Source organism: Streptomyces sp. NPDC090106 (assembly GCF_044747265.1).
Classification (GTDB): domain Bacteria; phylum Actinomycetota; class Actinomycetes; order Streptomycetales; family Streptomycetaceae; genus Streptomyces.
In genome coordinates this window covers 124,046-149,895 of sequence record NZ_JBIVDS010000015.1, presented here as the reverse complement: position 1 = coordinate 149,895, position 25,850 = coordinate 124,046, and the positions used below count along the sequence as shown (strand labels likewise).

Genomic DNA, 25,850 nt, shown 5'->3' with positions numbered 1-25,850 from the left:
GTCACTCCCCCACCGGCGAGGCCGAGGCCACCGGGACGGACCGGGCGAACCCGCCGTCCACCATCAGATTCGCCACCGTCTCCAGCTCCGGCGGAGAGCCGGCCAGCCGGGACAGGAACGCGTCGAAGTCCGTGCCGCACGGCAGCAGCAGCCGCTCGACGCGCTCCGCGGGCGCCCAGGAGGGATCGACGTCACGGGCGTCGTCGTAGGCGCAGAACCAGACGGAGCCGATGCTGTCGCCCTTGACCTTCACGGCGAGCAGGCCGCCCTGGACGAACCCGACGCCGAGGTAGTCCTTGGTCAGATGGTCGCGCAGGCACTTGTTGACGTAGACGAGGTCGTTGACGGCCGCCTCGTCGCGCACCGTGAAGAACGGCTGGTCGACCAGGAGTCCGAGTTCGGGGTCGAGGGCCGTGCCGACGGGCGCGCAGCCGCCGGCGGCCTTGAGGAAGGAGCGGTAGGCGCCCGGCAGCCGGTACCCGAGCTCCTCCTCGACGCCCAGCACCTGCGACTCCGACACCGCGGCGCCGGACTTCGGCAGTCCGAAGTGGGCGGGCCGGGTCTCCTGGAGCGGGCGGGTACCGCGCTTGGTGTGGTCCACGGCGGCCGTGGCGACACCGCCGTGGTGCCGCAGCAGCGCCTTGACGTCGACGGGGACCAGTTCCAGCCGCCGGGAGCCGACCGCGTGGTGCCAGGTCCAGCCGTGCGGGGTGGCCACGGAGGGCACGGTGTCCCACAGCTCGTGGCCGGCGGCGGCCATCACGGCGTTCGCCGAGACGTAGTCCGTGAGCCGCAGTTCGTCGACGCCGAAGCCCTCGGGCGGTTCGGCGATCTCCGCCGCCGCGCGCGCGTAGGCCGAGAAGTCGGGATAGCCGTGCTCGTCCACCCGCACCCCTCTGGGGTGCCGGGCCGCCCGGACCGGGTCCGGGAAGTGCACGACCTGCCCGGCATAGGCCGCGTTCGGCGGCGCGGCTTTCTGCCCGAGCCGACCTGTCGTCATGGCGGTTGCCCCCTGCGGCACTCTGTACGGCCCGCGACGTCCGGCTCCCTCCGGCCCCGGCGCGCCCCAGTCCGTAGGCGACTTCTGCGACACATCGACCGACGCGTCGACCGCGCGCGGCAGTCGCACATACGCGCTAGGCGACACACGCGCCACGCCCGTACAGCCGACCGCACACATGCGGGTGCGGACAGCCTATGCGGTACGACGACACCGGTCACCGGGCACCGGTCAGCCGTCCTCCGCTTCCGTGACACGCCGTCGACAGGCCGTCAGCCCGCCGTGACAGCACGCCCCGGCCCGGGCGTGTCGTGGCGCCCCAGCTTCCGCAGCAGCCACGGCGTTTGGCACTCTGTGTCGTCCGGGGGGATGCTCGGAGGGGATGATGATCATGAATACGACGCAGACGGGACCGCATTCGGCACCGCACTCGGCACCGCGTCCGGCACCGCACACAGGCGGCTCGGGCGACCCCCGGGTCGGCTGGAGCGCCACCCAGGCGGCCGCCGTGCCCGCCCTCCGCCACCGCCGGGACGGCATACTCCCCACCGTCGCCGCCGCCCTCTCCGTCCGCGGCGCCACGCTCACCAGCACCGCCGCGCGCGGCGACCAGGCACCGCCGCTGCACCCGCTCGTCCAGGACTTCCTCGACGCGCTCACCAGCACCCAGCGCGACCGTTTCACCGGCCGGTGCGCCGAGACGATCCTCATCTCCCGTCATCTGGCCGCCGTGGACGAGGCGCGCAGCAAGCGGGCCGCCCGCAAGCCGATGACCAACGGCGAGGCCCGCAAGGCCCTCAAGCAGGCCAAGCTCACCGCCCGTCGCATCCGTGAGGACGGCGACCCCCTGCACGGCGGCTTCGCCTCGCCGTGCCGCGCCTGCACGGCGCTCAGCGCCCACTTCGGCGTACGCATCGTCGACCCGGCGGCGGCCGGCGACTGACACCCCACCCCACCAGGACCACCCGCCCCACCCGGCACGAACACCACGGCACCACCCGCACCACCACCAGCACCACGAGCACCACCGACACCGCGAGCCCCACCAGCACGAACAGCACGACCAACACCAGAAACACCGGCAGCACCCCCCGCACGACAAGCGCCACCCGCAGCACACGCACCAGCACCACGAGCACCACCAGCACCACCAGCACCACGACCATGACGTCGACGATCGAAGGGCAGATGCACCCCGACCGCACCTCCAGCACGCGCTTTCCCGTACCGGTCGACGCGGCGCTGCGCGCCGCCGGCTGGCAACCCGGACGATGGGACATCAAGCAGGCGGAGATCTGGGCCGACACCCTGCGCGACCACGCCTCCCCCGCGGGCCACCGGCACGCCGTCTTCCCCGCCGCGATCGAGGCCTGGGCGGAGTTCGGCGGCCTGCACCTCGCCCCCACCGGTCCCGGCCGCCAGGTGGCCCCCGCGCGGCTGCACCTCGACCCGCTGCACGGCCTCCACATGGCCCGCACGCTCGGCGACCTCGGCCGCGCCCTCGACGCCGACGTCTGCCCCCTGGGCACCGAGACGGACAACGGCTCCCTGCTGGCCATCGACAGCGCGGGCCGCGCCTACGCGCTCGACCACACCGGCGACTGGTATCTCGGCCAGGACATCGACCAGGCCCTGGCGGCGCTCGTCTCGGGCATCGAGCCGGTACGGCTCACCGCGGGCTGAGCCGCCCCGGCCGGGGGCGAACAGGCGGGCGGACCCTACGCCGACGGAATGACCGCCGACACCCGGAAACCCCCCGCGTCCGTCGGCCCCGACACGAACACGCCGCCGAGGGCGACGACCCGCTCCTTCATCCCGACCAGGCCGTTGCCCCCGGAGGGCAGCCGCGCGGAGGAGGCGACCCCCAGCTCCGGCGGCGGCTCGTTCTCCACCTGCATCGCGATCTCGGAGACCCGGTGGGCGAGCCGGACGTACGTCTTGGCGCCGGCGGCGTGCTTGTGGACGTTGGTGAGCGCCTCCTGCACCACGCGGTAGGCGGTCTGCTCGATCACGGAGGTGTACGCGCGGGCCGCCCCCTCGACCGTCAGATCGACGACCATCCCGGCGGCGGCCGACTGCCCGACGAGTTCCTCCAGCTCGGACAGGCAGGGCCCGTCGGCCGACTCGTCGGCGGCCCGGGACGCGGCGGCCGCCGCGGCGACCCGCACCGCGGCCAGCGGCACGGCGTCCCGCGTGAGGGCGACGCTCTCCTTGCTGCGCAGCACCCCGAGCATCTCCCGCAGCTCGGTCAGGGCCTGCCGCCCCATGTCCCCGACCAGCGCGGCGTTCTTGACGGCCTTCTCGGGGTCCTTGCGGGCGACGGCCTGGAGGGCGGCGGCGTGTACGACCATCAGGCTCACCCGGTGCGCGACGACGTCGTGCATCTCGCGGGCGATCCGGGTGCGTTCCTCGTTGCGCGCCCACTCGGCGCGTTCCTCGGCGCGTTCGGCGAGCAGCTGGAGCTCGCGCTCCAGGGAGTCGGCGCGTTCGCGCAGGCTCTCCATCAGACGGCGCCGGGCACCGACGTACAGGCCGAGCAGGAGCGGGGGCGCGGTGAGGCCGATGGAGATGGCGACGGCGGCGAACGGCACGAACCAGCCGCCCAGGTCGCTGTTGTTGGTCTCGGTGCTCTGCCGCACCCGGACGAACATCACGATGAGCATGCCCACGAAGGACATCCCGGCGAGCGAGCCGATGATCCGCCGGGGCAGTTCGGAGGCGGCGAGGGTGTAGAGGCCGACGATGCCCATCAGATAGCCCATCTGGGCCGGGGTGATGGCGATGGAGACGAGCACGACCGCGATCGGCCACTTGCGCCGCACGAGCAGCGCCGACCCCGCCAGCATCCCGAAGACGATCCCCGCCGCGGCCGGGATCCCGGCGTCCCCGGCGAAGTCGTACCCCTCGACCGCGCACTCCAGTACGGACACGAGCGCGAGGCCCATGTCCAGTGCCGCACTGCGCCACCTCTCCCACCACCAGGGCCCGGTCCGGCCCGCGGCGTGGTCTTCCCCCGTCGTGGTCATGACTCCAGCCTACGGGCGGCGGGTGCGCGTTTTCCGGTGAGTTTTGTGGTCTGGGCTACACCACGGACGAGGACCGGGCGGAAGCGAAACCACCCGATTTTTCTCGAACTGCCGATACGGACACCGTTCGCCCCCGGAAGTGATCATTCCGCCCCCTCGGGCGGAGCGGCCGGGCCCCGGCTCGCACCGTCGCACGCAGGGCACCGGGTACGGCATAGTAGGGGTCGCCACTCGGCGGCCTGACGACTTGTCGGGTCCCGCCGGGAATGATCCCCCGTGGTGTAATTGGCAGCACCGTGGCTTTTGGTGCCATTTGTCCGGGTTCGAGTCCTGGCGGGGGAGCCACTGGACCAGAAGTGGCACGACAAGAGCGTTACACGGGTGTGGGCCCTGACAGGTCAGTCAGGGCCCACACTCATGTCCCCCAAGAAACACCCCGGTATCCTGCGGATGTCCACCCCACCCCCTCCACAGCCGAAGGGCATCCCGTGAGCGCCAACCGCCCGGCAGCCGTCGTCGTTCTCGCAGCGGGTGAGGGCACCCGTATGAAGTCGGCCACACCCAAGGTCCTGCACGAGATCTGCGGACGCAGTCTCGTGGGCCATGTACTGGCCGCAGCCCGCGAGTTGGACCCCGAGAACCTGGTCGTCGTCGTGGGCCACGCGCGCGAGCAGGTCGTCGCGCACCTGGGCGGCGTCGACCCGGACGTGCGCACCGCCGTGCAGGCCGAGCAGAACGGCACCGGCCACGCCGTCCGGATGGGCCTGGAGGAGCTCGGCGGGGTCGTCGACGGAACCGTCGTGGTCGTCTGCGGCGACACCCCTCTCCTCACCGGTGAGACCCTGCGCGCCCTCGCGCACACCCACACCACCGACGGCAACGCCGTCACCGTCCTGACCGCCGTGGTGCCCGACGCCACCGGCTACGGGCGCATCGTGCGCGAGGGTGCCGCCGGCGCCGTCACCGCGATCGTCGAGCACAAGGACGCCACCGAGTCGCAGCGTGCGATCCGGGAGATCAACTCCGGGGTCTTCGCCTTCGACGGACAGCTCCTGTCCGACGCACTCGGCAAGGTCAGGACCGACAACTCGCAGGGCGAGGAGTACCTCACCGACGTCCTCGGCATCCTCCGCGAGGCCGGGCACCGCGTCGGCGCGTCCGTCGCCGCCGACCACCGCGAGATCGCCGGCATCAACAACCGGGTGCAGCTCTCCGAGGCCCGCCGCACCCTCAACGACCGGCTGCTGCACCGGGCGATGCTCGACGGCGTCACCGTGATCGACCCGGCGACCACCTGGGTCGACGTGACGGTCACCTTCGGCCGGGACGCCACCGTCCACCCCGGCACTCAGCTGCACGGCGCCACCCACGTCGGCGAGGGCGCCGAGGTGGGCCCGCACTCCCGGCTCAAGGACACCGTCGTCGGCGCCGGCGCCCGCGTGGACAACACCGTCTCCGACGGCGCGCACATCGGCGAGAACGCCACCGTGGGCCCCTACGCCTACCTCCGCCCCGGCACCCGGCTCGGCGCCAAGGGCAAGATCGGGACGTACGTCGAGACGAAGAACGCCTCCATCGGCGAGGGGACGAAGGTCCCGCACCTGTCCTACGTCGGTGACGCGACGATCGGCGACCACACCAACATCGGCGCCGCGAGCGTGTTCGTGAACTACGACGGACAGGACAAGCACCACACCACCGTCGGGTCGCACTGCCGGACGGGTTCGGACAACATGTTTGTGGCGCCTGTCACGGTCGGGGACGGCGCGTACACCGCCGCCGGCTCCGTCATCACCAAGGACGTACCGCCCGGTTCGCTGGCCGTGGCCCGTGGCCAGCAGCGGAATATCGAGGGCTGGGTGGCCCGCAAGCGTCCCGGGAGCGCGGCGGCGAAGGCCGCCGAGACCGCCGCCCGGGACGGCGCGAACGAGGACTGACCGGAAACAGGTGCGCCAAAGTCGTCGTACCGTGATAAGTGCACACCCGCACCCCGTCGGCCGGAACGGCCCGCCGCGCCCAGCGGCGAGGTCTCCCGTCAGCCGGCTGAGACACCTCTGAGGAGACAGTGCTGTGACCGGGATCAAGACGACCGGCGAGAAGAAGATGATGTTCTTCTCCGGCCGCGCCCACCCCGAGCTTGCCGAGGAGGTCGCCCAGCGGCTGGGTGTCGGGGTCGTCCCGACGAAGGCCTTCGACTTCGCGAACGGCGAGATCTACGTCCGGTACCAGGAGTCCGCGCGCGGCGCCGACTGCTTCCTGATCCAGAGCCACACGGCTCCGATCAACAAGTGGATCATGGAGCAGCTCATCATGATCGACGCGCTCAAGCGCGCGTCGGCCCGCTCCATCACGGTCATCGTGCCGTTCTACGGCTATGCCCGGCAGGACAAGAAGCACCGCGGCCGTGAGCCGATCTCGGCCCGTCTGATCGCCGACCTGATGAAGACCGCCGGTGCGGACCGCATCCTGACCGTCGATCTGCACACCGACCAGATCCAGGGCTTCTTCGACGGCCCGGTCGACCACCTCTTCGCGCTGCCGCTGCTCGCGGACTACGTGGGCGCGAAGGTCGACAAGGACAAGCTGACGGTCGTGTCCCCGGACGCCGGGCGCGTGCGCGTGGCCGACCGCTGGTGCGACCGCCTCGGCGCGCCGCTGGCGATCGTGCACAAGCGGCGCGACAAGGACGTGGCGAACCAGGTCACCGTCCACGAGGTCGTCGGTGAGGTCGAGGGCCGGGTGTGCGTCCTGGTCGACGACATGATCGACACGGGCGGCACGATCTGCGCCGCCGCGGACGCGCTGTTCGCGCACGGCGCGGAGGACGTCATCGTGACGGCGACGCACGGTGTGCTCTCCGGCCCGGCCGTGGACCGGCTGAAGAACTCCCGGGTGAGCGAGTTCGTCTTCACGAACACGCTGCCGACCCCGGGTGAGTTCGCCCGCGACCTGGACAAGCTCACCGTCCTGGACATCGCGCCGACCATCGCCAGCGCGGTGCGCGAGGTGTTCGAGGACGGCTCGGTGACGAGCCTGTTCGACGAGCAGTAGGTATCACGCGCGGCCCCGTGCCCTCCCGTACGGGGTTGTGCTTGATCGATTTTTCCGACGGCCTCCTCGCCGAGTAGACTGCACCAGTTGCTCGGCGAGGGAGGCCGTACCTGTTGGTTCAGGTCGGTTGTCCGTTATCGACGCGCTCTTCGTAGCAGGCCGTTCGTGGCCGGGTGACCTTGTCCGTTTCTCACCCATACGAGGAGTGATCATGTCCGAGGTGAAGATCGCCGCCGAGACCCGTACCGAGTTCGGTAAGGGTGCCGCCCGCCGTATCCGTCGTGACGCCAAGGTTCCCGGTGTGCTCTACGGCCACGGTTCCGACCCGCTGCACCTGACGCTTCCGGGCCACGAGCTGCTGCTCGCCCTGCGTACCCCGAACGTCCTGATCTCCCTGGACATCGCGGGCAAGGGCAACGAGCTCGCCATCCCGAAGTCCGTCCAGCGCGACCCGATCAAGGGCTACCTGGAGCACGTCGACCTGCTGCTGGTCAAGCGCGGCGAGAAGGTCAACGTCGAGATCCCGGTCCACGCCGAGGGCGAGCTGGCCGCCGGCGGCAACCTGCTGGAGCACGTGCTCAACGCGCTGCCCGTCGAGGCCGAGGCCACCCACATCCCCGAGGGTGTCACCGTCTCCGTCGAGGGCCTGGAGGCCGGCGCCTCCGTCCTCGCCAAGGACATCACCCTGCCGTCCGGCACGACCCTGGCCGTCGACGGTGACACCGTCGTCCTCCAGGTCCTGGCCGCGCAGGCCGAGGAGGCCCCCGAGGCCGACGCCGAGGGCTCCGAGGGCGCCGAGGCCTGATCGCCTCCGCATCGTCGTTCGCCGGCCGCCGCTTCCGTACGGGAGCGGCGGCCGGTGCGTATCAAGGGAGACATGGACGTGACGACCGACCCGAACGCGCCCTGGCTGATCGTCGGCCTCGGCAACCCCGGCCCCGAGTACGCCATGAACCGGCACAACGTCGGCTTCATGGTGGCCGATCTGCTGGCCGAGCGGATCGGAGGGAAGTTCAAGCGGGCGGGGAAGGCGCAGGCGCAGGTCGTGGAGGGACGGATCGGGCCGCCGGGACCGCTCGGCCGCCGGGTGGTCCTGGCCAGGCCGACGTCGTACATGAACCTGTCGGGCGGGCCGGTGAACGCGCTCAAGGACTTCTACAAGGTGCCCGTCACCAACGTCGTGGCCGTCCATGACGAGTTGGACATCGACTACGGGGTGCTGCGGCTGAAGCTGGGCGGCGGGGACAACGGGCACAACGGGCTGAAGTCGATGACGAAGGCGTTCGGCGCGGAGTACCACCGGGTGCGGTTCGGGATCGGGCGACCGCCGGGGCGGATGCAGGTCGCCGACTTCGTGCTGAAGGACTTCTCCTCCGCCGAGCGCAAAGAACTCGACTACTTCGTGGACCGGGCAGCGGACGCCGTGGAGTGTCTGGTGACCGAGGGCCTGGAGCGGGCGCAAAGCACGTACAACTCCTGACTTGTCGCCCACCGCGTTTGACGCGCTGTGCGGGCATGGCCAATGATCCCGGCCATGCCCGCCACTGCCGCCCCCTCCCGTCAGGCCTCGGCCACCGCTCTGCGCCTCGGCCGGCTGGCGGCGATGGGCACGGTCACGGCGCTGATCATGATCGCGGGCGTGTGGGCGTCCTGGGGCACCGCGCAGTACGTGATGCTCACCAAGGGCCGCGAGAGCGGCACGATCGAGGTGACCCGCTGCGATCACGACGTCTGCACCGGGCCCTACACACCGGTCTCGTCGGGGTCGACGGCCCGGCAGCGGGTCGCCATCGCGAAGACGGTCGCCGTCGCGAAGGGCGAGACGTACACGGTCGTCGTCAAGCCGGGCAGTGACGAGGTGGTCCGCTCCGGCCCGGCCGGAGTGCTCTACGCGTGGGTCCCCCTGGGCGGCGCGCTGCTCCTGGCCTCGGTCGTGGTCGCGGGCGGACTCCGACGCCCCCGCCTCGGCAAGATCCTGGCGGCCTCCGGGATCGCCCTGCTCACGGCGGCCTTCGCGGTGATCTGACGCACCACGCCGACCCTCGCGTACGGCGATGCCCCCGGACCCTCGCGCGAGGGTCCGGGGGCATCGCCGTACGTACCGGAGCGTCAGCCGGTGTTGCGCAGGCCCGCCGCGACACCGTTGACGGTGAGCAGCAGGGCGCGGGAGAGCAGCGGGTCGGGCTGGTCGCCGGAGGCCGCCGCGTCGCGCTGCCGCTTGAGCAGGGCGACCTGGAGGTAGGAGATCGGGTCGAGGTAGGCGTCGCGGATGGTGAACGTCTGCTTCAGGACCGGGGTGGCGTCGAGGAGTTCGGCCTCGCCGGTCACCTTGAGCACCTCCCTGACCGTCAGCTCGTGCTCGGCGCGGATGGCGTCGAAGACATGCTTGAGCTCGTCGGGCACGAGGGTGTCGACGTAGTGCTGGGCGATGCGCAGGTCCGTCTTCGCGAGCGTCATCTCCACGTTGGAGATGAAGTTGCGGAAGAAGTGCCACTGCTCGTGCATCTCGTCGAGCACGCCCTCTCCTCCCAATGTCGCCGTCAGGCCCGCCTCGCGCAGCGCCTTCAGCCCGGAGCCGACGCCGAACCAGCCGGGGACGATCTGCCGGGACTGGGTCCAGCCGAACACCCACGGGATGGCGCGCAGGCCGTCGAGCGAGACGCCCGAGCCGGGGCGGCGCGAGGGGCGCGAGCCCAGGTGCAGGTCGGCGAGCTGGTCCACCGGCGTCGACGCGAGGAAGTACGTCGGCAGGTCCGGGTCCTCGACGAGCCTGCGGTACGCGGCGTGCGCGGCGTCCGAGACGACGTCCATCGCGGCGTCCCAGCGGGCGAGCGCCTCGTCGGACTGGCGGGGCGCGGTGTGCAGGGCGGAGGCCTGGAGGGTGGCCGCGACGGTCAGCTCCAGGTTCTCCCGGGCCAGCGACGGCACCAGGTACTTGTCGCTGATCACCTCGCCCTGCTCGGTGACCTTGATCTCGCCCTCCAGGGTGCCCCAGGGCTGGGCGAGGATCGCGTCGTGCGAAGGGCCGCCGCCGCGGCCGACGGTGCCGCCGCGGCCGTGGAAGAGCCGCAGGCGCACGCCGTAACGGTGGGCGACGTCGCGCAGCCGGCGCTGCGCGCGGTGGATCTCCCACTGCGAGGTGGTGATGCCGCCGAACTTGGAGGAGTCGGAGTAGCCGAGCATGACCTCCTGGACGTCGCCCCGCAGCGCGACCAGGCGCCGGTAGGACGGGTCGGAGAGCATGTCCTCCAGGATGGTGTCCGCGGCCTTGAGCTCGTCGGTCGTCTCCAGCAGCGGCACGATGCCGATCTTCGCCCAGCCCGCGTGCAGGTCGAGCAGCCCGGCCTCGCGGGCCAGTACGGCGGCGGCGAACACGTCGTCGGCGCCCTGGCACATCGAGATGATGTACGACTCGATGACCTCGGGCCCGAAGACCTCCAGGGCGCGCCTGACGGTCTGGAAGACGCCGAGGGTCTTCTCGCCGGCCGCGTCCACGGGCGCCGGGGTCGGCGCGAGGGGGCGGCGGGAGCGCAGCTCCTTGGCGAGCAGCTTGGCGCGGTACTCGCGGGGCATGTCGACGTAGCGCCAGGACTCCTCGCCGAGCCGGTCGAAGAGCTGGCCGAGGGCGTGGTGGTGGGCGTCGGCGTGCTCGCGGACGTCCATGGTGGCGAGCTGGAGGCCGAAGGCGGCGAGGGTGCGGATGGTGCGGTTCATCCGGCCGTCGGCGAACAGGGCGCCGCGGTGCTCGCGCAGCGAGGTCTGGATCAGGGTGAGGTCCTGGAGCAGCTCGCTGGTGCCCAGGTAGTCCCGGCCGTCCTCGTGCGGGATGCCCTTGGCGAGGCGGGTCTTGGTGTTCTCCAGCTTCTGCCGGATGCAGGTGGCCTTGAGCCGGTAGGGCTCCTCGGCGTTGAGCCTCTTGTAGCGGGGGCTGATCTCCGGGAGGCGCTCCAGGTCGAGCTGGAGGGACTGCAGGAGTTCCTCGGTGGCGCCGGTGTAGCGGATGGAGTTGGAGAGGAAGCCGCGCAGCTCGTCGATCATCTCCAGGGCGTCGTTGATGCCGTGCTCGTGCTGGAGGATGAGGACGTCCCAGGTCACCTGGGGGGTGACGTTGGGGTTGCCGTCGCGGTCGCCGCCGATCCAGGTGCCGAAGGTCAGCGGGCGGGTCTCGTCGGGCATGGTGACGCCGACGCGCTCCAGCTCCGCCGTCAGGTCCTCCAGGACGTCGCCGACGGCACCGGCGTGCAGTTCGTCGAGGTAGTAGATGGCGTTGCGGGCCTCGTCGGCCGGTTCGGGGCGGACGACGCGCAGTTCGTCGGTCTGCCACACCAGGTCGATGTTCTCGGCCAGACGGGTGTCGTAGCGGCGGCGGTCGGCCTCGATGACCGGGGTCTCCAGCAGCGTGGCGATGCGCCGGAGCTTGTTGAGGACCGAACGGCGGGCGGCCTCCGTGGGGTGGGCCGTGAACACCGGACGAACATTGAGGTGGGCGACCGTCTGGCGCAGGTGCTCGGGGTCGGCGTCCTTGAGCCGGTCGGCGGTGCGGGCCAGCAGACCGCCCTCGGCGGCGCGGCGGGCGCGCAGCTCGCGGCCCCGGTGGACCTGCTCGGTGACGTTGGCGAGGTGGAAGTAGGTGGAGAAGGCGCGCACCAGCTTGGCGGCGGTCTCCAGTTCGGTGCCCCGCAGCAGCTCGGCGGCGGCCTCGCCGTCCTCGCGGGTGAGGCGGCGGACCTTCTCGACCAGTTCCAGCAGCTCGGGGCCCTCCTGCCGGACGAGGGTCTCGCCGAGGAGATCACCGAGTCGCCTGATGTCGGCGCGCAGCTCACTGTTGGTCGTCGTGGTCTGGTCGTCGGCACTGCTCACAGGTGCGGCTCCTTGCAGTGTTGAAGCTCGTCCGGGAGGGAACCCGGGCGCCGGGTCGCGCGGCGGCTCGCCGCATACGGCCCTGACATCCGGGAAGAAAAGAGAGCGGACCGCGCTGTCCGACCGACTCCAGGATAGGTGTCGACCCGGAGGCGCAGGCTGTCGGGCTTGTCGGCCTCTTGCCGTGGTCGCACCCGCTGCCATACTTACGACGCCGTAGGTTACGGAACCGTAGGAATGTCCGCGGCATCTGTCTCAACCCTCGAAACCCCACAGGGGACGCCCCAATGACCACAAGTTCCGATGTGATCGAAGACGCCCCGAAGGGGACCGACGGAACACCCACGCCCTCCGCCACGCTGGGCGGGGAGCAGAAGCGCGGGATCGAACAGATCACGCTGATGCTCTTCATCACCGTCCCGTTCCTCGCCGTGCTCGCGGCGGTGCCGCTGGCCTGGGGCTGGGGCGTGAGCTGGCTGGACCTCGGCCTGCTGGTCTTCTTCTACTACCTCGGCTGCCACGGCATCACGATCGGCTTCCACCGCTACTTCACCCATGGCTCCTTCAAGGCCAGGCGCCCGCTGCGGATCGCTCTCGCGATCATGGGTTCGATGGCGGTCGAGGGACCGCTGGTCCGCTGGGTCGCGGACCACCGCAAGCACCACAAGTTCTCCGACGCGGAGGGCGACCCGCACTCCCCCTGGCGCTTCGGCGAGACCGTCCCGGCGCTGATGAAGGGCCTGTGGTGGGCCCACATCGGCTGGATGTTCGACGAGGAGCAGACACCGCAGGACAAGTACGCGCCGGACCTGATCAAGGACCCGGCGATCCGGCGGATCTCCCGGCACTTCATCTACTGGACGATGCTGTCCCTGGCCCTGCCGGCCGTGATCGGCGGTCTGGTGACGATGTCCTGGTGGGGCGCGTTCACCGGTTTCTTCTGGGGCTCCCTGGTCCGGGTCTGCCTGCTGCACCACGTGACCTGGTCGATCAACTCGATCTGCCACGCGGTCGGCAAGCGCCCGTTCAGGTCGCGGGACCGCTCGGGCAACGTGTGGTGGCTCGCGGTGCTGTCCTGCGGCGAGTCCTGGCACAACCTGCACCACGCCGACCCGACGTCGGCGCGCCACGGGGTGATGCGCGGCCAGGTCGACTCCTCGGCCCGGCTGATCCGCTGGTTCGAGCTGGCCGGCTGGGCCTACGACGTGCGCTGGCCGTCACGCTCACGTATCGATTCCCGCCGCAACACCGGTGAAGAAGGCGCCCGACGCCGGAAGGAGACGGCCGAGGCGGCATGATTGACGCCGTGGCGACCGACTCCAGCAGCACCCCGAGCAATGAGAAGCAGCGCCGTGTCCGCCGGACCCGGATGACGGGTGCCGAGCGCCGTGCCCAGTTGCTGGAGATCGGTCGCACCCTGTTCGCCGCGAAGGGCTTCGAGGGCACGTCGGTGGAGGAGATCGCGGCGAAGGCCGGGGTGTCCAAGCCGGTGGTGTACGAGCACTTCGGCGGCAAGGAGGGGCTGTACGCGGTGGTCGTGGACCGCGAGATGCGGCGCCTGCTGGACATGGTCACCAGCTCCCTGACGGCCGGGCACCCGCGCGAGCTGTGCGAGCAGGCGGCCTTCGCGCTCCTCGACTACATCGAGGAGTACACGGACGGCTTCCGCATCCTGGTCCGCGACTCCCCCATCCCGCAGTCCACGGGCTCCTTCGCCTCGCTGATCTCGGACATCGCGACGCAGGTGGAGGACATCCTGGGCCGTGAGTTCAAGAGCCGGGGCTTCGACCCCAAGCTCGCCCCCCTCTACGCCCAGGCCCTGGTCGGCATGGTCGCCCTCACCGGCCAGTGGTGGCTGGACGTCCGCCGCCCCCGCAAGGCCGAGGTCGCCGCCCACCTGGTCAACCTGGCCTGGCACGGCCTGGACGGCATGGAGGCCAAGCCGCACCTGATAGGGCGCAGAAAGGCCTGAGCGCGGGCGACTCCGCCCGCGCTCGGTGATCGGCGCACCCTCGGCGCCTCCACGCTGGAAAGGCGCCCTCGGTGCTTGAGGCCTAGGCCTCCCTAGTGCTTGAGGCCTCCCTAGTGCTTGAGGCCTCCCTAGTGCTTGAAGGCGTCCTTGGCCTTCTCCTTCGCCTGGCGGACGTCGCCCTTGGCCTGGTCGGCCCGGCCCTCGGCGGTCATCCGCTCGTTGCCGGCCATGCGGCCCATGGCCTCCTTGGCCTTGCCCTTGGCCTGCTCGGTCTTCGCCCGGACCTTCTCGTCCTTCGCCACGTCACTCACTCCCGTATCCGAGATCTGCTGTCGTCCCGGCGGGTGATCCGTTCGCGGCGGCTCAAACACCCGGTTCCAGGAATTCCAGCCGGTTGCCGACCGGGTCGTAGGAGAAGAAGCGGCGGTGGCCCGGCAGGGCCGGGTCCCAGGTGACGGCGGCGCCGCGCGCCTCCAGGCGGGCCGCGTAGCCGTCGATGCCGTCGACACGGAGGCCGGGGTGGGCCTTGAGGGCGGGGCGGAACGCGGCCTCGATGCCGAGGTGGAGCTGGACGGCGCCCGCCCGGAACCAGCAGCCTCCGCGGGCGGCGAGGGCGGGCGGCTTGGGGATCTCCGTCATGCCGAGGGTGCCGACGTAGTACGCCCTGAGCCGGTCCTCGGAGCCGGGCGGGGCGGCGAGCTGGACGTGGTCGACGGCGGCGATCACCGGCTCAGCCCTCCTTGCGGGCGACCGCGAAGACCCGGCGGAAGGGGAACGGGGTCCCGTGGGCGCCGCCCGGATAGGCCGTGCGCAGGGCGGCCCGGTAGTCGTCGAGGAACGCGTCGCGTGCCCCGGGGTCGTCGTCGAGCGCGGTCAGGATCGGGCGCAGGCCCGTGCCCTTGACCCAGTCAAGGACCGGGTCCTCGCCGGCCAGCAGATGGACGTACGTCGTCTCCCACGCGTCGGCCGCGCAGCCGAGGGCCGTGAGGTGCTCCAGATACGCCTGCGGGGTCAGCACCGCGTCCTCGTGGCGCAGGAGGCCGCCGAGCCCGGCCTTCTCGGCGAGATCACGCATCAGCCGGTGGCTGAGGGCGCCGAAGTTGCCGGGGACCTGGAAGGCGAAGGTGCCGCCGGGCGCGAGGGCGCCGATCCAGTCCGCGAACCGGTCCGCATGGCCGGGGACCCACTGGAGCGTGGCGTTGCTGACGATCAGGTCGTGCGCGCCGTCCGGCGTCCAGGTGCGGGCGTCGGCGGGGGCGAAGCCGAGGGTGCCGCCGCCCGGGGTGGGGCCCGCGTGCTCGGCGCGGGCCCGGTCGAGCATCTCGGGCGAGTTGTCGTACCCGGTGATGTCGGCGGTGGGCCAGCGGGCGGCGAGCAGGGCCGTGACGTTGCCGGGGCCGCAGCCGAGGTCGGCGATGCGAGGGCGCTCGCCGCGCGGGTCAGGGACACGGGCGAGGAGGTCGGTGAAGGGGCGTGCGCGGTGGTCGGCGTGCCGCAGGTACTGGGCGGGGTCCCAAGTCGTCATGACGTCCACTCTCCCGCCCGTAATCTCTTCATGTCAAGAAGCTCGATATCAAGAGACTTCACATCGACACAACCACTACACTGATCGTCATGGAGGACGAGGTCGATCGGCTGGTCGCTGCGTGGCGCCGGGAGCGCCCGGACCTCGACGTGGAACCGCTCGAGGTGCTCAGCCGTGTGAGCAGGCTGGCCCGACACCTGGACCGGGCGCGTCGGCTGGCCTTCGCCGAGCACAGCCTGGAGCCCTGGGAGTTCGACGTCCTGACGGCGCTGAGGCGCGCGGGCACGCCGTACCAGCTCTCCCCGGGGCAGCTGCTGACACAGACCCTGGTGACCTCGGGCACGATGACCAACCGCATCGACCGGCTCGCCAAGAAGGGCCTGGTGGAACGCCTGCCGGACCCCAGCGACCGGCGCGGTGTGCTGGTGCGGCTGACGGCGGAGGGCCAGGACCGCGCGGACCAGGCCCTGGCGGGTCTGCTGGACCAGGAACGCGCGATCCTCGCGGAGCTCTCCCGCGCCCAGCGCGGTGAACTGGCCGGTCTGCTACGCCAGTTGACCGCCCCGTTCGACAACATCCCCGGCTAGGTCGACCGGCCCCACGCCCGCCCGGCGGGCCAGCGCGACGGCCGCCAGGGTGGAGTGCACGCCCAGCTTGCCCAGCACGTTCTGCATATGGGTGCGGACGGTGTGCGGGGACAGGAACAGCCGCTCGGCGACGGCCTTTCTGCCCAGTCCGGCGACCATGCAGCGCAGCACCTCGCGCTCCCTCGGCGTGAGGGACTCCACCAGGCGCTCGCTCTCGGTGCGGTGCTTGCGCGCGGCGGTCAGCTCCCGCAGCACCCCGGTGAGCAGGGCGGGCGGCAGATGCGTCTCGTCGCGCAGGACCCCTCGTATGACGGTCAACAGCCGTGACAGCGAGCAGTCCTTGGCGACCCAGCCCGACGCCCCCGCCTGGAGGGCGAGCGCGGCACGCCGCGGGTCGTCCTTCTCGGCGAGCACGACGATCCGGACGCCGGGCTGCGCCGAACGCACCCCGGCCACCAGCGATATGCCGTCGACCACGCCGTCCTCCCCGCCCTCCTGGACGGGTACGGCGGGCCTGATGCCCTGGACGTTCCCGCCCAGATCGGCGTCGACGAGCAGCACGTCGAAGCGGCGGCCCTCCGCCGCCGCCCGCTCCAGGCTGCGCAGCGCCGCGGGACCACTGCCCGCGGCGGACACGTCGACGTCGGGCTCGGCGGCCAGGGCGGCGGCGAGCGACTCGGCGAAGATGCGATGGTCGTCGACGACCAGGACTCGGATGCGAACCACGAAACCCCCTTCCCCAAGCTCTCTTCAAGAGCAGGGGATTACCCCATTGTCGGGAGACGGAAAAGACCTGCGCGGGTACGACGTCCGAAACGCGATGGCTCGCACGACCGCCGCCGTGCGTGAAGTGCTACCCCCGCTTCGGGCGTCGTACCCGACTGTCTCGCCCCCTGATCAGCACCGGCCCCCACCGGTGCTGTTCATCAGGGTACGGCCGGGGGGCAGGAGCGGAAGGTAATTTGCAGAACTGGCTGACCGACGCGTTTATCGTGAGCCGCATGTTTCGCATTGAGACAGAAGTCGACAAATCCCGGCGCGATCTTCTCCGTACGCGGCTGCGCGAGACCAACACCGCGGCCTCCCCCGTGCTCCGCGCCCTGCGCGGAACACCAGGTGAACGCGAACGTCCGCTCCACGTCTGGGCGTTGGACGACACCGGGGACCTGGCCGGCGGACTGGTCGGCCACTCGTGGACGACCTGGCTCCACGTCACCTACCTGTGGGTCGACGGGCGCGCCCGGGGAACCGGCCTGGGTTCGCAGTTGCTTGCGGAGGCGGAGCGCGTCGCCCGGGACGAACGGGGCTGCACCGCGGCCCGGTTGGAGACCTGGGACTTCCAGGCGCCCGCGTTCTACGAGAAACAGGGGTACGGCGTGGTGTGCGTGATCCCGGACTATCCGCCGGGGATCACGGAGTACACGCTGACGAAGCGTCTTGCCTGAACTGGCGTGAAGTCATGCGGCAGGACCGAAAAGGCCCCGCGCCCTTCGAAGGGACGCGGGGCCTCGGGCGATGTCCTCAGACGAGCCTGCGGGCTCCGGCCGCGGGTACCGCCTCGAAGACGCGCGGCGCGGTGAACCCGGCCGCCGCGAAGGCCTCCTCGACGGCCTTGGTGATGGTGTCGACGTCGGCGACCTCGGCCAGGACGATCGCCGAGCCGCCGAAGCCGCCGCCGGTCATCCGGGAGCCGAGCGCGCCCGCGCCCAGCGCGGTGTCCACGACGAGGTCCAGCTCCGGGCAGGAGATGCGGAAGTCGTCGCGCAGCGAGGCATGCCCCGCGACCAGCACCGGGCCGATCGCGCGGGTCTCGCCAGACTCCAGCAGGGCGACGACCCGTTCGACCCGCTCGTCCTCGGTGACGACATGGCGGACCAGGCGGACCGCCTCCTCGTCGTCGCCGAGCCGGGCCAGCGCCGCGTCGAGGTCCGCGTAGGGCACGTCCCGCAGCGCGTCGACGCCCAGCAGGGCCGCGCCCCGCTCGCAGCCCGCGCGCCGCTTGCCGTACTCGCCCTCGCTGTGGGAGTGCTTGACCTGGGTGTCGACGACCAGCAGGCGCATGCCCTCGGCGGCCAGGTCCAGCGGGATCTGCTTCTGGGACAGGTCACGGGTGTCCAGGAAGAGGGCGTGGCCCTCCTGGCAGCACGCGGACGCGGTCTGGTCCATGATGCCGGTGGGCGCGCCGACGTAGACGTTCTCGGCGCGCTGGCACAGACGGGCCAGCTGCCAGCCCTGGAGGCCCAGTTCGTACAGGTCGTTCAGGGCGAGCGCGACCACGACCTCCAGGGCCGCCGAGGACGACAGGCCCGCGCCGGTCGGCACCGTCGAGTGGAGGTGGACGTCGGCGCCGGTCACGGCGTGACCGGCCTCGCGCAGCGCCCAGACCACACCCGCCGGGTACGCCGTCCAGCCCCGGTCGGTCTCGGGGGCGAGGTCCGCGACGCGCAGTTCCACGAGGCCGCCCTCGACGTCCGCGGAGTGCAGGCGCAGGACGCCGTCGTCGCGGCGCGAGACCGCGGCGACCGCGGTGTGCGGCAGCGCGAAGGGCATCACGAAGCCGTCGTTGTAGTCGGTGTGCTCACCGATGAGGTTGACGCGGCCGGGTGCCGCCCAGACACCCTCCGGCTCGGTCCCGTAGAGCGCCACGAAACCGTCGCGCACCTGCTCAGCGCCCACTACTGCTCCCTAGAGATGTTCTGCGCGAACTCCCACGCGTCCGCGACGATCCCCGCGAGGTCCGCGCGGGTCGGGTTCCAGCCCAGCTTCTCGCGGGCGCTGGCGGCCGAGGCCACCAGGGTCGCCGGGTCGCCGTCACGGCGGGGCGCGACGACCTCGGGGATCGGGTGCCCGGTGACCTGGCGGACGGTCTCGATGACCTGACGGACCGAGAAGCCCTCGCCGTTGCCGAGGTTGCAGATCAGGTGCTCGCCCGGGGTCGCGGCCTCGACCGCGAGCAGATGGGCGTCGGCGAGGTCCGCGACATGGATGTAGTCGCGCACGCAGGTGCCGTCCGGGGTCGGGTAGTCGTCGCCGTAGACGGAGATCGCCTCGCGCCGGCCCTGCGCGACCTGGAGGACCAGCGGGATCAGGTGGGACTCGGGGTCGTGGCGCTCGCCGTGCGCGCCGTAGGCGCCCGCGACGTTGAAGTAGCGCAGCGAGACGGCGGCGAGGCCGTGCGCGTGCGCCTCGCTGGTGATCATGAAGTCGACGGCGAGCTTCGAGGCGCCGTAGGGGTTGGTCGGCTTCGTGGGCGCGGTCTCGACGATCGGGACCTCCTCGGGCTCGCCGTAGGTGGCGGCCGTGGAGGAGAAGACGAGCCTGCGGACCCCGGCCTCGCGCATCGCGCCGAGCAGGGCCATCGTGCCGCCGACGTTGTTGTCCCAGTACTTCTCGGGCTTCACCACCGACTCGCCGACCTGCGAGAACGCGGCGAAGTGCAGCACGCCGTCGAAGGATGCGTCCAGCCACTTCCCGGCGTCGCGGATGTCGCCCTCGACGAAGGTGGCGCCGGCCGGGACGCCCTCGCGGAAGCCGGTGGAGAGGTTGTCGAGGACGACGACCTCGTGGCCCGCTTCCAGCAGATGCTGGGCGACCACGCTGCCGACGTACCCCGCGCCACCCGTCACCAGGTACTTACCGCTCATGAACTCGCTACCTCTCGCAGTCGCTCGGCCGCGGCCTCCGGCCGGATGTCGTTGATGAACACGTTCATCCCGGACTCGGAACCCGCGAGAAACTTCAGCTTGCCGGTAGTGCGTCGGATGGTGAAGAGCTCCAGGTGGAGCGCGAAGTCGTCACGGTTGACGCCCTCGAACTCCTCCAGCGCGCCGAACGGCGCCTGATGCCAGGCGGCGATGTACGGCGTGGCGGGCTCGCCCTCCCCGAAGATCCGGTCGAAGCGCCTCAAGAGTTCCAGATAAACCTTGGGGAACTCTGAGCGCGCGCCCTCGTCGAGCCCGAGCAGATCGGGGACACGGCGCTTCGGGTACAGGTGGACCTCGTAGGGCCAGTGCGCCGCGTAGGGCACGAAGGCGACCCAGTGTTCACCCTCCAGGACGACCCGTTCCTCGGCGAGTTCACGCTCCAGGACGGCGTCGAAGAGGTTCTCGCCGCCGGTGGCCTCCTTGTGCTGCGCCACCTGGCGCAGCATCAGGGCGGTACGGGGGGTGGTGAAGGGGTACGCGTAGATCTGCCCGTGGGGATGTCCCAGGGTCACACCGATCTCGGCACCGCGGTTCTCGAAGCAGAAGACCTGTTCGACGGAGGGCAGATGGGACAGCTCGGACGTCCGGTCCGTCCACGCCTCCAGGACCAGGCGCGCCTGCTCCTCGGTGAGGTCGGCGAAGGACGCGTTGTGGTCGGAGGTGAAGCAGACCACCTCACAGCGCCCGGAGTCCCCGGCCAGCGAGGGGAAACGATTCTCGAAGACGACGGCGTCGTACGACGAGTCGGGGATCTCGCTCAGCCGGTCGCCCTGCGACGGGCACAGGGGGCACTCGTCGGCGGGCGGATGGTAGGTGCGGCCCTGCCGGTGCGAGGCGACCGCGACCGAGTCGCCGAGCAGCGGATCGCGCCGGATCTCGGAGGTGGTGACGGTCCGCTCCAGCGGGCGGCGGTCCACCGCGTCGCGGACGGTGTCGTCACGCAGGTCGTAGTAGATGAGCTCGCGACCGTCGGCCAGCCGGGTCGAGGTCTTCTTCACCGCCGGACTCCTTCACTCAAACATAACTAAACACATATAACCATAACCCGACAGCGACGTCACCACCAGAATCAAACAGAGAACGTCATCGAAAGGGTTCACTTACCCTCATGCAAACCCCCACACAAGTGACATTCCAGGCAGCCGAGCTCCGTCTCCCCACGAACTGGCTCGACTACACGATCCTGGCGATCTACTTCGTCGTGGTCCTCGGCATCGGGTTCGCCGCCCGCAGATCGGTGAGGACCAGCCTCGACTTCTTCCTCTCCGGCCGCTCGCTGCCCGCCTGGATCACCGGCCTCGCCTTCATCTCCGCGAACCTGGCCGCCACCGAGATCCTCGGCATGGCCGCGAACAGCGCGCAGTACGGCGTCTACACCGTGCACTGGTACTGGATCGGCGCCATCCCGGCGATGGTGTTCCTGGGCCTGGTGATGATGCCCTTCTACTACTCCAGCAAGGTGCGCTCGGTCCCCGAGATGCTGCTGCTCCGCTTCGACAAGTGGGCGCACCTGCTGAGCTCCGCGCTCTTCGCCTTCGCCGCCATCCTCATCTCCGGGGTGAACCTGTACGCCCTCGCGATCGTCGTCGAGGCGCTGCTGGGCTGGCCGCAGTGGGTGGCGATCGTGGTCGCGGGCGCGTTCGTGCTCGCGTACATCACGCTCGGCGGGCTGTCCTCCGCCATCTACAACGAGGTCCTCCAGTTCTTCGTGATCCTGGCGGCCCTCATCCCGATCGTGGTCCTCGGGCTGAAGAAGGTCGGCGGCTGGGACGGCCTGACCAGCACCCTCGACCAGCAGCACGGCGCCGACTTCACCTCGGCCTGGGGCGGCACCGGCATCGGCAGCGACAACCCGCTCGGCGCGAACTGGCTGACGATCGTGCTGGGCCTCGGGTTCGTCCTGTCCTTCGGCTACTGGACGACGAACTTCGCCGAGGTGCAGCGCGCCCTGTCGGCGAAGAACCTCAGCGCGGCCCAGCGGACCCCGCTGATCGCGGCGTACCCCAAGATCTTCATCGTCTTCCTGGTGATGATCCCGGGCCTGACCGCGGCGGCCCTGATCCCCGGCTTCGGCACGGCCGAGTCGGGCTACCAGTACAACGACGCGATCCCCTACCTGATGGAGCAGCTGCTGCCCAACGGTGTGCTCGGCATCGCGGTCACCGGACTGCTGGCGGCGTTCATGGCGGGCATGGCGGCCAACGTGTCGTCCTTCAACACCGTCTTCACCAACGACATCTGGGGGCGGTACGTCAGAAAGGGCGAGGAGGACGCGTACTACGTCCGCTTCGGCCGCTGGATCACGGTGATCGGTGTGGTGGCGTCGGTCGGGACGGCCTTCCTGGCCTCCTCCTTCTCCAACATCATGAGTTACCTCCAGACCCTGTTCAGCTTCTTCAACGTGCCGATGTTCGTGGTCTTCATCGTCGGCATGTTCTGGAAGCGGGCGTCCGCGAAGTCCGGATTCTGGGGCCTGCTGGCGGGCACGGTCGCCGCGATGCTCAACTACTTCTGGATCTACAAGCAGGGCATCGTCGACATCCCCTCCGACCAGGGCGCCAACTTCGTCTCGGCGATCGTCGGCTTCGTGGCGGGCGCGGTGGTCATGTTCGCGGTGTCGCTGTTCACCGCCCCCAAGCCCGCGGCGGAACTCCAGGGCCTGGTCTACGGCACCCGCTCCCCTGGCATGTCCGAGGCACCCGCCGAGGGCGACGACGCCTGGTACCGCAGGCCGGCCCTGCTGGGCTGGGGCGCGATCGTCCTGGCCGCCGCCTGCTACATCCCGTTCTCGTTCTGATCCCGGGAGGATCGAGGAACCATGTCCGACCACCACGAACACCCGGAGCAGGACGTCCACCGCGAGGTCACCGAGCTGGAGGCCCGGTCCGCGACCGCCGCCCGCATCTTCGACCTGCGGCGCATCATCGGCGGCCTGTTCGTCCTGTACGGCGTCATCGTCACCCTCGCCGGCGTCAACCCGTCCGACGCGACCCTCGACAAGGCCGAGGGCGTCAACATCAACCTCTGGACGGGGCTGGGGATGCTGATCCTCGGCGTCTTCTTCCTGGTCTGGCTGAAGCTGCGCCCCACGCAGCCGCCGGCGCCGCAGGCGGCGGAGGGCGAGGAGCCCGGCAAGGAGCCCGGCGCGTAGGCCCGTCGCGGAGCGAAGGGGGCCGGGGTCCACGGAGACCCCGGCCCCCTTCCGTACGCGGCGCGGTCGCGACCGCGTCCGTGTCGGGCCACGTGCGGGGCCGGGTCCGCGTCGGTCAGGAGTGCGGCTCCGCGGACGACGGGTGCGGCACCGGGCCCGCCCGGTCCAGCAGACCCGTGCGGGCCGCGAGGGCCGCCGCCTCCAGGCGGGAGCCCACGCCGAGCTTCATGAGGACCCGCTGGACATGGGTGCGGGCCGTCGACGGGGCGATGCCCATGCCCGCGGCGATCAGCCGGGTGTCCTCGCCGTCGGCGACACGGACCAGGACCTCGACCTCGCGCGGGGTGAGCATCTGGAGCAACCGCTGGCCCTCGTCGTCCGGTTGGGCCGCCGGGTTGAGCAACTCGCTGAAGGCGCCCTGGAGAAGCTGCGGGGCGACCGCCGCCTCGCCCGCCCTGGCCTTCATGATGGCGCGTTCGACACCTTCTATCCGTTCGTCGTGCCGGACGTACCCGGAGGCGCCCGCCGCGAAGGCCGCCGCGATGCCGCGCGGACTCGGTACCGGGCCCAGGACCAGGACGGCCACCTGCGGACGGTCCCGCTTGATCTTGACGACCGGGTCGAACATGCCGGGCTCGGCCGGGGTCGCGGTGCCCAGCAGGCACACCTCAGGCGCCCGGGTGATCACCAGTTCCGCCGCCCCCGCCGCCGGTGCCGCCGCGGCGAGCACCCGGTGGCCGCGCAGTTTCAGTGCCGAGGCCAGCGCCTCGGCGAGCAATCGGTGGTCGTCGACCACCATGAGCCGTACTCCCATTGAGCAACCCCCCAGTCCCCCCAATGGATCCCATCGGATGCCTCACTATGGATGCCCACTGGTCCGCACGGGCGAAAGCCCCACCCCGGCTCCCCCCGCTCTTCATGCCCCCGGAAGCTACACGCTTGTTCGACGTTGCGCTCCCCCTACTGGTGAGAAGTGCCCCGGATCGACGGAATTTCTGTGTGTTCGAGGGTGATGAGCGGTACGCGAACGGCCCCGCCCCTGAGCAGGGACGGGGCCGTACGGAAGCGACCGTGGACGACTACTTCGCGCCGAACGCGACCGCCAGGTACTCCTTGTCGCCCGAACTGCTGCCGAAATCGCTCGCGTAGACCTGGGACATGAAGAACCGGCCGTCCTTGTAGAGGAGTTCGGAGTAATCGGGGAGCATGCTCGTCTCCACGTCCCGGACCGTGTCCGTCGACGGGTTCTCCAGCAGCTTCGTCTCCTTGAAGGTGCCGCCGTCGATGCTCACGACCTGGCCGCCCTTGTCGTACGGAGGGCGCTTGTAGGCGAGGAGGTTGGCGCCGTCCATGCGCAGCGGGGTGATCGAGTAGCCGTCGCCCGCGTCGGCGCGCTGACCGGTCTCCTTGCCGGTGGCGAGGTCGAAGGAGACGATCTCGTTGGTCCGGCTGTAGGTCTCGCTGTCGGTCTCGCGCTCCTCGGTGGGCAGGTAGAGGCGGTCGTTGCCGACCACGACCATCTTGCAGTACTCGATGCGGGTGATGCCGTCGCAGCGGGCGGTGAAGCGGTCGGCCGGGACCGAGATGTGCGAGCGCAGCTTTCCGGTCTTGTTGTCGATGGCGAAGACGTCGGAGATGCCCTGGGCACCCTCGACCTCGCCGACCTCGGCGGCCACGACGAGCGGCTCGGTGGAGACGACGCTCGCGTACTCGATGCCCTGGGACATCTTGTACTCGGAGATCACCTTCCCGGAGGCCGGGTCGATGGTCTGGATCGAGAGCTCGCGGTTGCCGTAATGACCGCACTTGCGGACCGCGACGAGCTTCTCGCCGCCGCCGTAACCGGCGTCGTAGCAGGTGTCGGTCGGCTTCGGGGTCCACAGGGACTTGCCGGTCTTGATGTCCCAGGCGGCGCCGCCGCTGGTGCTGCCGGTGGCGACGGTGCCCGCACTGACCGTGACGTTGTCCCAGTTGATCAGCCGGTCACCGCTCTTGCCGGTCTTCGTCCACAGCAGCTTGCCCGTGTTCAGGTCGATGGCCCCGACCTGGCTGCACCCGGCCGTGCTGTCCTTCGTGGGCATCTTCGGCTCGAACGCGATGGCCGTGAAGCCGTCCTCCGTGGCGTGCCGGCTGGCCTCGCAGACCGGGCCGGGCAGCTTCACCGTCCACAGCTCGGTGCCCTTGGCGGGGTCGTAGCCGACGACCTCGGCGATGCCGCTCTTGGCGTAGACCGTGTCGGTCAGCCAGGAGCCGTTCACCGTGTACGTGGTGTCCTGGGGCGGCTTGGGCTGCGGGACCTGGAAGAGGACGGAGGCGGCGGTGTTGGCCGGGACCTTCTCCTCGCCCTTGCCCGATGTGCCGCCGGTGTCGCCCTTCTCGTCGCCGCCCCCGCCGGTGCCGCCACTGCTGCCGGCGGTGTCGTCCTTCTTGGAGTCGTCGCCGGAGGAGGCGTACCAGAGGCCGCCGCCGACGATCAGCGCGATCGCGACGACCGCCGAGACGATGATCGCCAGCTGCGGGTTGATCTTCCGGCCGCCGCCCGGGGCGGGCTGCGGCTGCATCGGCATCGTCTGCTGCGGATAGCCGTACCCGGGCTGCTGGCCGTACGCGTTGGGCTGACCGTACGGATGGGGCTGGCCGTAGGGCTGGGTGGGCTGGCTGTACGGGTTCGGCGGCTGCGGCTGGCCGTACGGCGGCTGCGGCTGCTCCGGCTGCTGACCCGGGTAGCCGTAGCCCGCCGGGGGCGTCGGAGGCGTCGCGGGGGCCGCGGGCGGCGGGGTCTGCGGAGCCTGCGGGGGCTGGGGTGCCTGGGGTGCCTGGGGGTAGCCGTAGCCCGGCTGCTGGGCCGGGGGCTGGGGCTGGGGCGGCTGGTCCTTCGGGGCGCCGAAGCCGGGCGGCTGGTTCGGCGGGGGCGGGGGCGGCTGGGTCATGGCGGGGTCACCTCGGGGAGCGGGGGCGGCGGACGGGGCGGCGG

Annotated in this window: 26 protein-coding genes and 1 tRNA gene; 14 read left to right on the top strand and 13 right to left on the bottom strand. The window is 70.9% G+C overall.

Annotation, left to right across the window (positions count from 1 at the left end):
• Position 1: 1 nt before the first annotated feature.
• Complete coding sequence (locus tag ACIPSE_RS38215) at positions 2–1,000, bottom strand: HNH endonuclease (RefSeq protein ID WP_401672303.1); 999 nt, start codon at positions 998–1,000, stop codon at positions 2–4.
• A gap of 382 nt (positions 1,001–1,382) precedes the next feature.
• On the opposite strand from ACIPSE_RS38215, the gene ACIPSE_RS38210 reads away from it, so the two are divergent.
• Positions 1,383–1,943 carry a YwqJ-related putative deaminase gene (locus ACIPSE_RS38210; protein WP_401672301.1) on the top strand — a complete coding sequence of 187 codons (561 nt, stop codon included), beginning with the start codon at positions 1,383–1,385 and terminating at the stop codon, positions 1,941–1,943.
• Here the strand turns inward: ACIPSE_RS38210 and ACIPSE_RS38205 are convergent.
• Positions 1,891–2,166 (bottom strand): hypothetical protein, encoded by a 276-nt coding sequence (locus tag ACIPSE_RS38205; RefSeq protein WP_401672298.1) that lies wholly within the window; start codon positions 2,164–2,166, stop codon positions 1,891–1,893. The genes ACIPSE_RS38210 and ACIPSE_RS38205 overlap by 53 nt on opposite strands.
• Before the next feature lie 22 nt (positions 2,167–2,188).
• Here ACIPSE_RS38205 and ACIPSE_RS38200 point away from each other — a divergent pair, with 22 nt between their 5' ends.
• Entirely contained in the window at positions 2,189–2,683 is a 495-nt protein-coding gene (locus ACIPSE_RS38200; RefSeq protein ID WP_401672553.1) for an SUKH-3 domain-containing protein, read from the top strand.
• A gap of 35 nt (positions 2,684–2,718) precedes the next feature.
• On the opposite strand, the gene ACIPSE_RS38195 is transcribed toward ACIPSE_RS38200, so the two are convergent.
• Positions 2,719–4,026 (bottom strand): sensor histidine kinase, encoded by a 1,308-nt coding sequence (locus tag ACIPSE_RS38195; RefSeq protein WP_401672296.1) that lies wholly within the window; start codon positions 4,024–4,026, stop codon positions 2,719–2,721.
• 270 nt (positions 4,027–4,296) lie between these two features.
• Between ACIPSE_RS38195 and ACIPSE_RS38190 the strand changes: the two genes are divergently transcribed.
• The 6 genes from ACIPSE_RS38190 to ACIPSE_RS38165 all read left to right on the top strand — a co-directional run bounded on the left by ACIPSE_RS38190 (position 4,297) and on the right by ACIPSE_RS38165 (position 9,103).
• A tRNA-Gln gene (locus ACIPSE_RS38190) sits at positions 4,297–4,371 on the top strand.
• Positions 4,372–4,514: 143 nt separating this feature from the next.
• Complete coding sequence (gene glmU, locus ACIPSE_RS38185) at positions 4,515–5,963, top strand: bifunctional UDP-N-acetylglucosamine diphosphorylase/glucosamine-1-phosphate N-acetyltransferase GlmU (protein ID WP_401672293.1); 1,449 nt, start codon at positions 4,515–4,517, stop codon at positions 5,961–5,963.
• Positions 5,964–6,096: 133 nt separating this feature from the next.
• Positions 6,097–7,077: a ribose-phosphate diphosphokinase gene (locus ACIPSE_RS38180; protein ID WP_401672291.1), complete on the top strand. Its 981-nt coding sequence runs from the start codon at positions 6,097–6,099 to the stop codon at positions 7,075–7,077.
• Between the two features lie 211 nt (positions 7,078–7,288).
• Entirely contained in the window at positions 7,289–7,882 is a 594-nt protein-coding gene (locus ACIPSE_RS38175) for a 50S ribosomal protein L25/general stress protein Ctc (RefSeq protein WP_401672289.1), read from the top strand.
• A gap of 72 nt (positions 7,883–7,954) precedes the next feature.
• Positions 7,955–8,557, top strand: coding sequence for an aminoacyl-tRNA hydrolase (gene pth / locus ACIPSE_RS38170; RefSeq protein ID WP_401672287.1), 603 nt, complete (start codon positions 7,955–7,957; stop codon positions 8,555–8,557).
• 42 nt (positions 8,558–8,599) lie between these two features.
• Entirely contained in the window at positions 8,600–9,103 is a 504-nt protein-coding gene (locus ACIPSE_RS38165; protein ID WP_401672285.1) for a hypothetical protein, read from the top strand.
• Between the two features lie 83 nt (positions 9,104–9,186).
• Here the strand turns inward: ACIPSE_RS38165 and ppc are convergent, their stop codons facing one another.
• Positions 9,187–11,937, bottom strand: coding sequence for a phosphoenolpyruvate carboxylase (ppc, locus tag ACIPSE_RS38160; protein ID WP_401672283.1), 2,751 nt, complete (start codon positions 11,935–11,937; stop codon positions 9,187–9,189).
• A 287-nt stretch (positions 11,938–12,224) separates the two neighbouring features.
• Here ppc and ACIPSE_RS38155 point away from each other — a divergent pair, with 287 nt between their 5' ends.
• Entirely contained in the window at positions 12,225–13,235 is a 1,011-nt protein-coding gene (locus ACIPSE_RS38155; protein ID WP_401672280.1) for an acyl-CoA desaturase, read from the top strand.
• Positions 13,232–13,909 carry a TetR family transcriptional regulator gene (locus ACIPSE_RS38150; RefSeq protein WP_401672277.1) on the top strand — a complete coding sequence of 226 codons (678 nt, stop codon included), beginning with the start codon at positions 13,232–13,234 and terminating at the stop codon, positions 13,907–13,909. Before ACIPSE_RS38155 ends, ACIPSE_RS38150 begins: the two co-directional genes overlap by 4 nt.
• A gap of 128 nt (positions 13,910–14,037) precedes the next feature.
• Here ACIPSE_RS38150 and ACIPSE_RS38145 read toward each other — a convergent pair whose 3' ends face one another.
• The 3 genes from ACIPSE_RS38145 to ACIPSE_RS38135 form a co-directional block, all read right to left on the bottom strand.
• Positions 14,038–14,211, bottom strand: coding sequence for a CsbD family protein (locus tag ACIPSE_RS38145; protein WP_401672551.1), 174 nt, complete (start codon positions 14,209–14,211; stop codon positions 14,038–14,040).
• Between the two features lie 61 nt (positions 14,212–14,272).
• On the bottom strand, positions 14,273–14,635 hold the full coding sequence (locus tag ACIPSE_RS38140) for a glyoxalase (RefSeq protein WP_401672274.1): 363 nt from the start codon (positions 14,633–14,635) through the stop codon (positions 14,273–14,275).
• Positions 14,636–14,639: 4 nt separating this feature from the next.
• Positions 14,640–15,434, bottom strand: coding sequence for a trans-aconitate 2-methyltransferase (locus ACIPSE_RS38135; RefSeq protein ID WP_401672272.1), 795 nt, complete (start codon positions 15,432–15,434; stop codon positions 14,640–14,642).
• Positions 15,435–15,523: 89 nt separating this feature from the next.
• Between ACIPSE_RS38135 and tamR the strand changes: the two genes are divergently transcribed.
• Positions 15,524–16,021, top strand: a complete 498-nt coding sequence (gene tamR, locus ACIPSE_RS38130; RefSeq protein ID WP_401672269.1) for a MarR family transcriptional regulator TamR — start codon at positions 15,524–15,526, stop codon at positions 16,019–16,021.
• Here the strand turns inward: tamR and ACIPSE_RS38125 are convergent.
• On the bottom strand, positions 15,980–16,747 hold the full coding sequence (locus tag ACIPSE_RS38125; protein ID WP_401672266.1) for a LuxR C-terminal-related transcriptional regulator: 768 nt from the start codon (positions 16,745–16,747) through the stop codon (positions 15,980–15,982). The two genes, tamR and ACIPSE_RS38125, sit on opposite strands and share 42 nt — an antisense overlap.
• A gap of 263 nt (positions 16,748–17,010) precedes the next feature.
• Here ACIPSE_RS38125 and ACIPSE_RS38120 point away from each other — a divergent pair, with 263 nt between their 5' ends.
• Complete coding sequence (locus ACIPSE_RS38120; protein ID WP_401672548.1) at positions 17,011–17,466, top strand: GNAT family N-acetyltransferase; 456 nt, start codon at positions 17,011–17,013, stop codon at positions 17,464–17,466.
• 76 nt (positions 17,467–17,542) lie between these two features.
• Here ACIPSE_RS38120 and galK read toward each other — a convergent pair whose 3' ends face one another.
• The 3 genes from galK to galT are packed head-to-tail and all read right to left on the bottom strand — an operon-like array spanning position 17,543 to position 20,723.
• Complete coding sequence (galK, locus tag ACIPSE_RS38115) at positions 17,543–18,697, bottom strand: galactokinase (protein WP_401672263.1); 1,155 nt, start codon at positions 18,695–18,697, stop codon at positions 17,543–17,545.
• Entirely contained in the window at positions 18,697–19,665 is a 969-nt protein-coding gene (galE, locus tag ACIPSE_RS38110) for a UDP-glucose 4-epimerase GalE (RefSeq protein WP_401672260.1), read from the bottom strand. Before galE ends, galK begins: the two co-directional genes overlap by 1 nt.
• Entirely contained in the window at positions 19,662–20,723 is a 1,062-nt protein-coding gene (gene galT / locus ACIPSE_RS38105; RefSeq protein WP_401672258.1) for a galactose-1-phosphate uridylyltransferase, read from the bottom strand. The genes galE and galT overlap by 4 nt, the downstream gene beginning before the upstream one ends.
• A gap of 110 nt (positions 20,724–20,833) precedes the next feature.
• Here galT and ACIPSE_RS38100 point away from each other — a divergent pair, with 110 nt between their 5' ends.
• Both ACIPSE_RS38100 and ACIPSE_RS38095 read left to right on the top strand, forming a co-directional pair.
• The gene (locus tag ACIPSE_RS38100) at positions 20,834–22,522 is read left to right on the top strand and encodes a sodium:solute symporter family protein (protein ID WP_401672255.1); all 1,689 of its coding nucleotides are present in this window, start codon (positions 20,834–20,836) and stop codon (positions 22,520–22,522) included.
• Positions 22,523–22,543: 21 nt separating this feature from the next.
• Positions 22,544–22,876, top strand: coding sequence for a hypothetical protein (locus tag ACIPSE_RS38095; protein WP_401672253.1), 333 nt, complete (start codon positions 22,544–22,546; stop codon positions 22,874–22,876).
• A 115-nt stretch (positions 22,877–22,991) separates the two neighbouring features.
• On the opposite strand, the gene ACIPSE_RS38090 is transcribed toward ACIPSE_RS38095, so the two are convergent.
• Both ACIPSE_RS38090 and ACIPSE_RS38085 read right to left on the bottom strand, forming a co-directional pair.
• A complete protein-coding gene (locus ACIPSE_RS38090; RefSeq protein ID WP_401672250.1) occupies positions 22,992–23,690 on the bottom strand; it encodes a LuxR C-terminal-related transcriptional regulator in 699 nt (232 codons plus the stop codon).
• A 265-nt stretch (positions 23,691–23,955) separates the two neighbouring features.
• A complete protein-coding gene (locus ACIPSE_RS38085; RefSeq protein WP_401672247.1) occupies positions 23,956–25,806 on the bottom strand; it encodes a PQQ-binding-like beta-propeller repeat protein in 1,851 nt (616 codons plus the stop codon).
• Between the last annotated feature and the right edge of the window lie 44 nt (positions 25,807–25,850).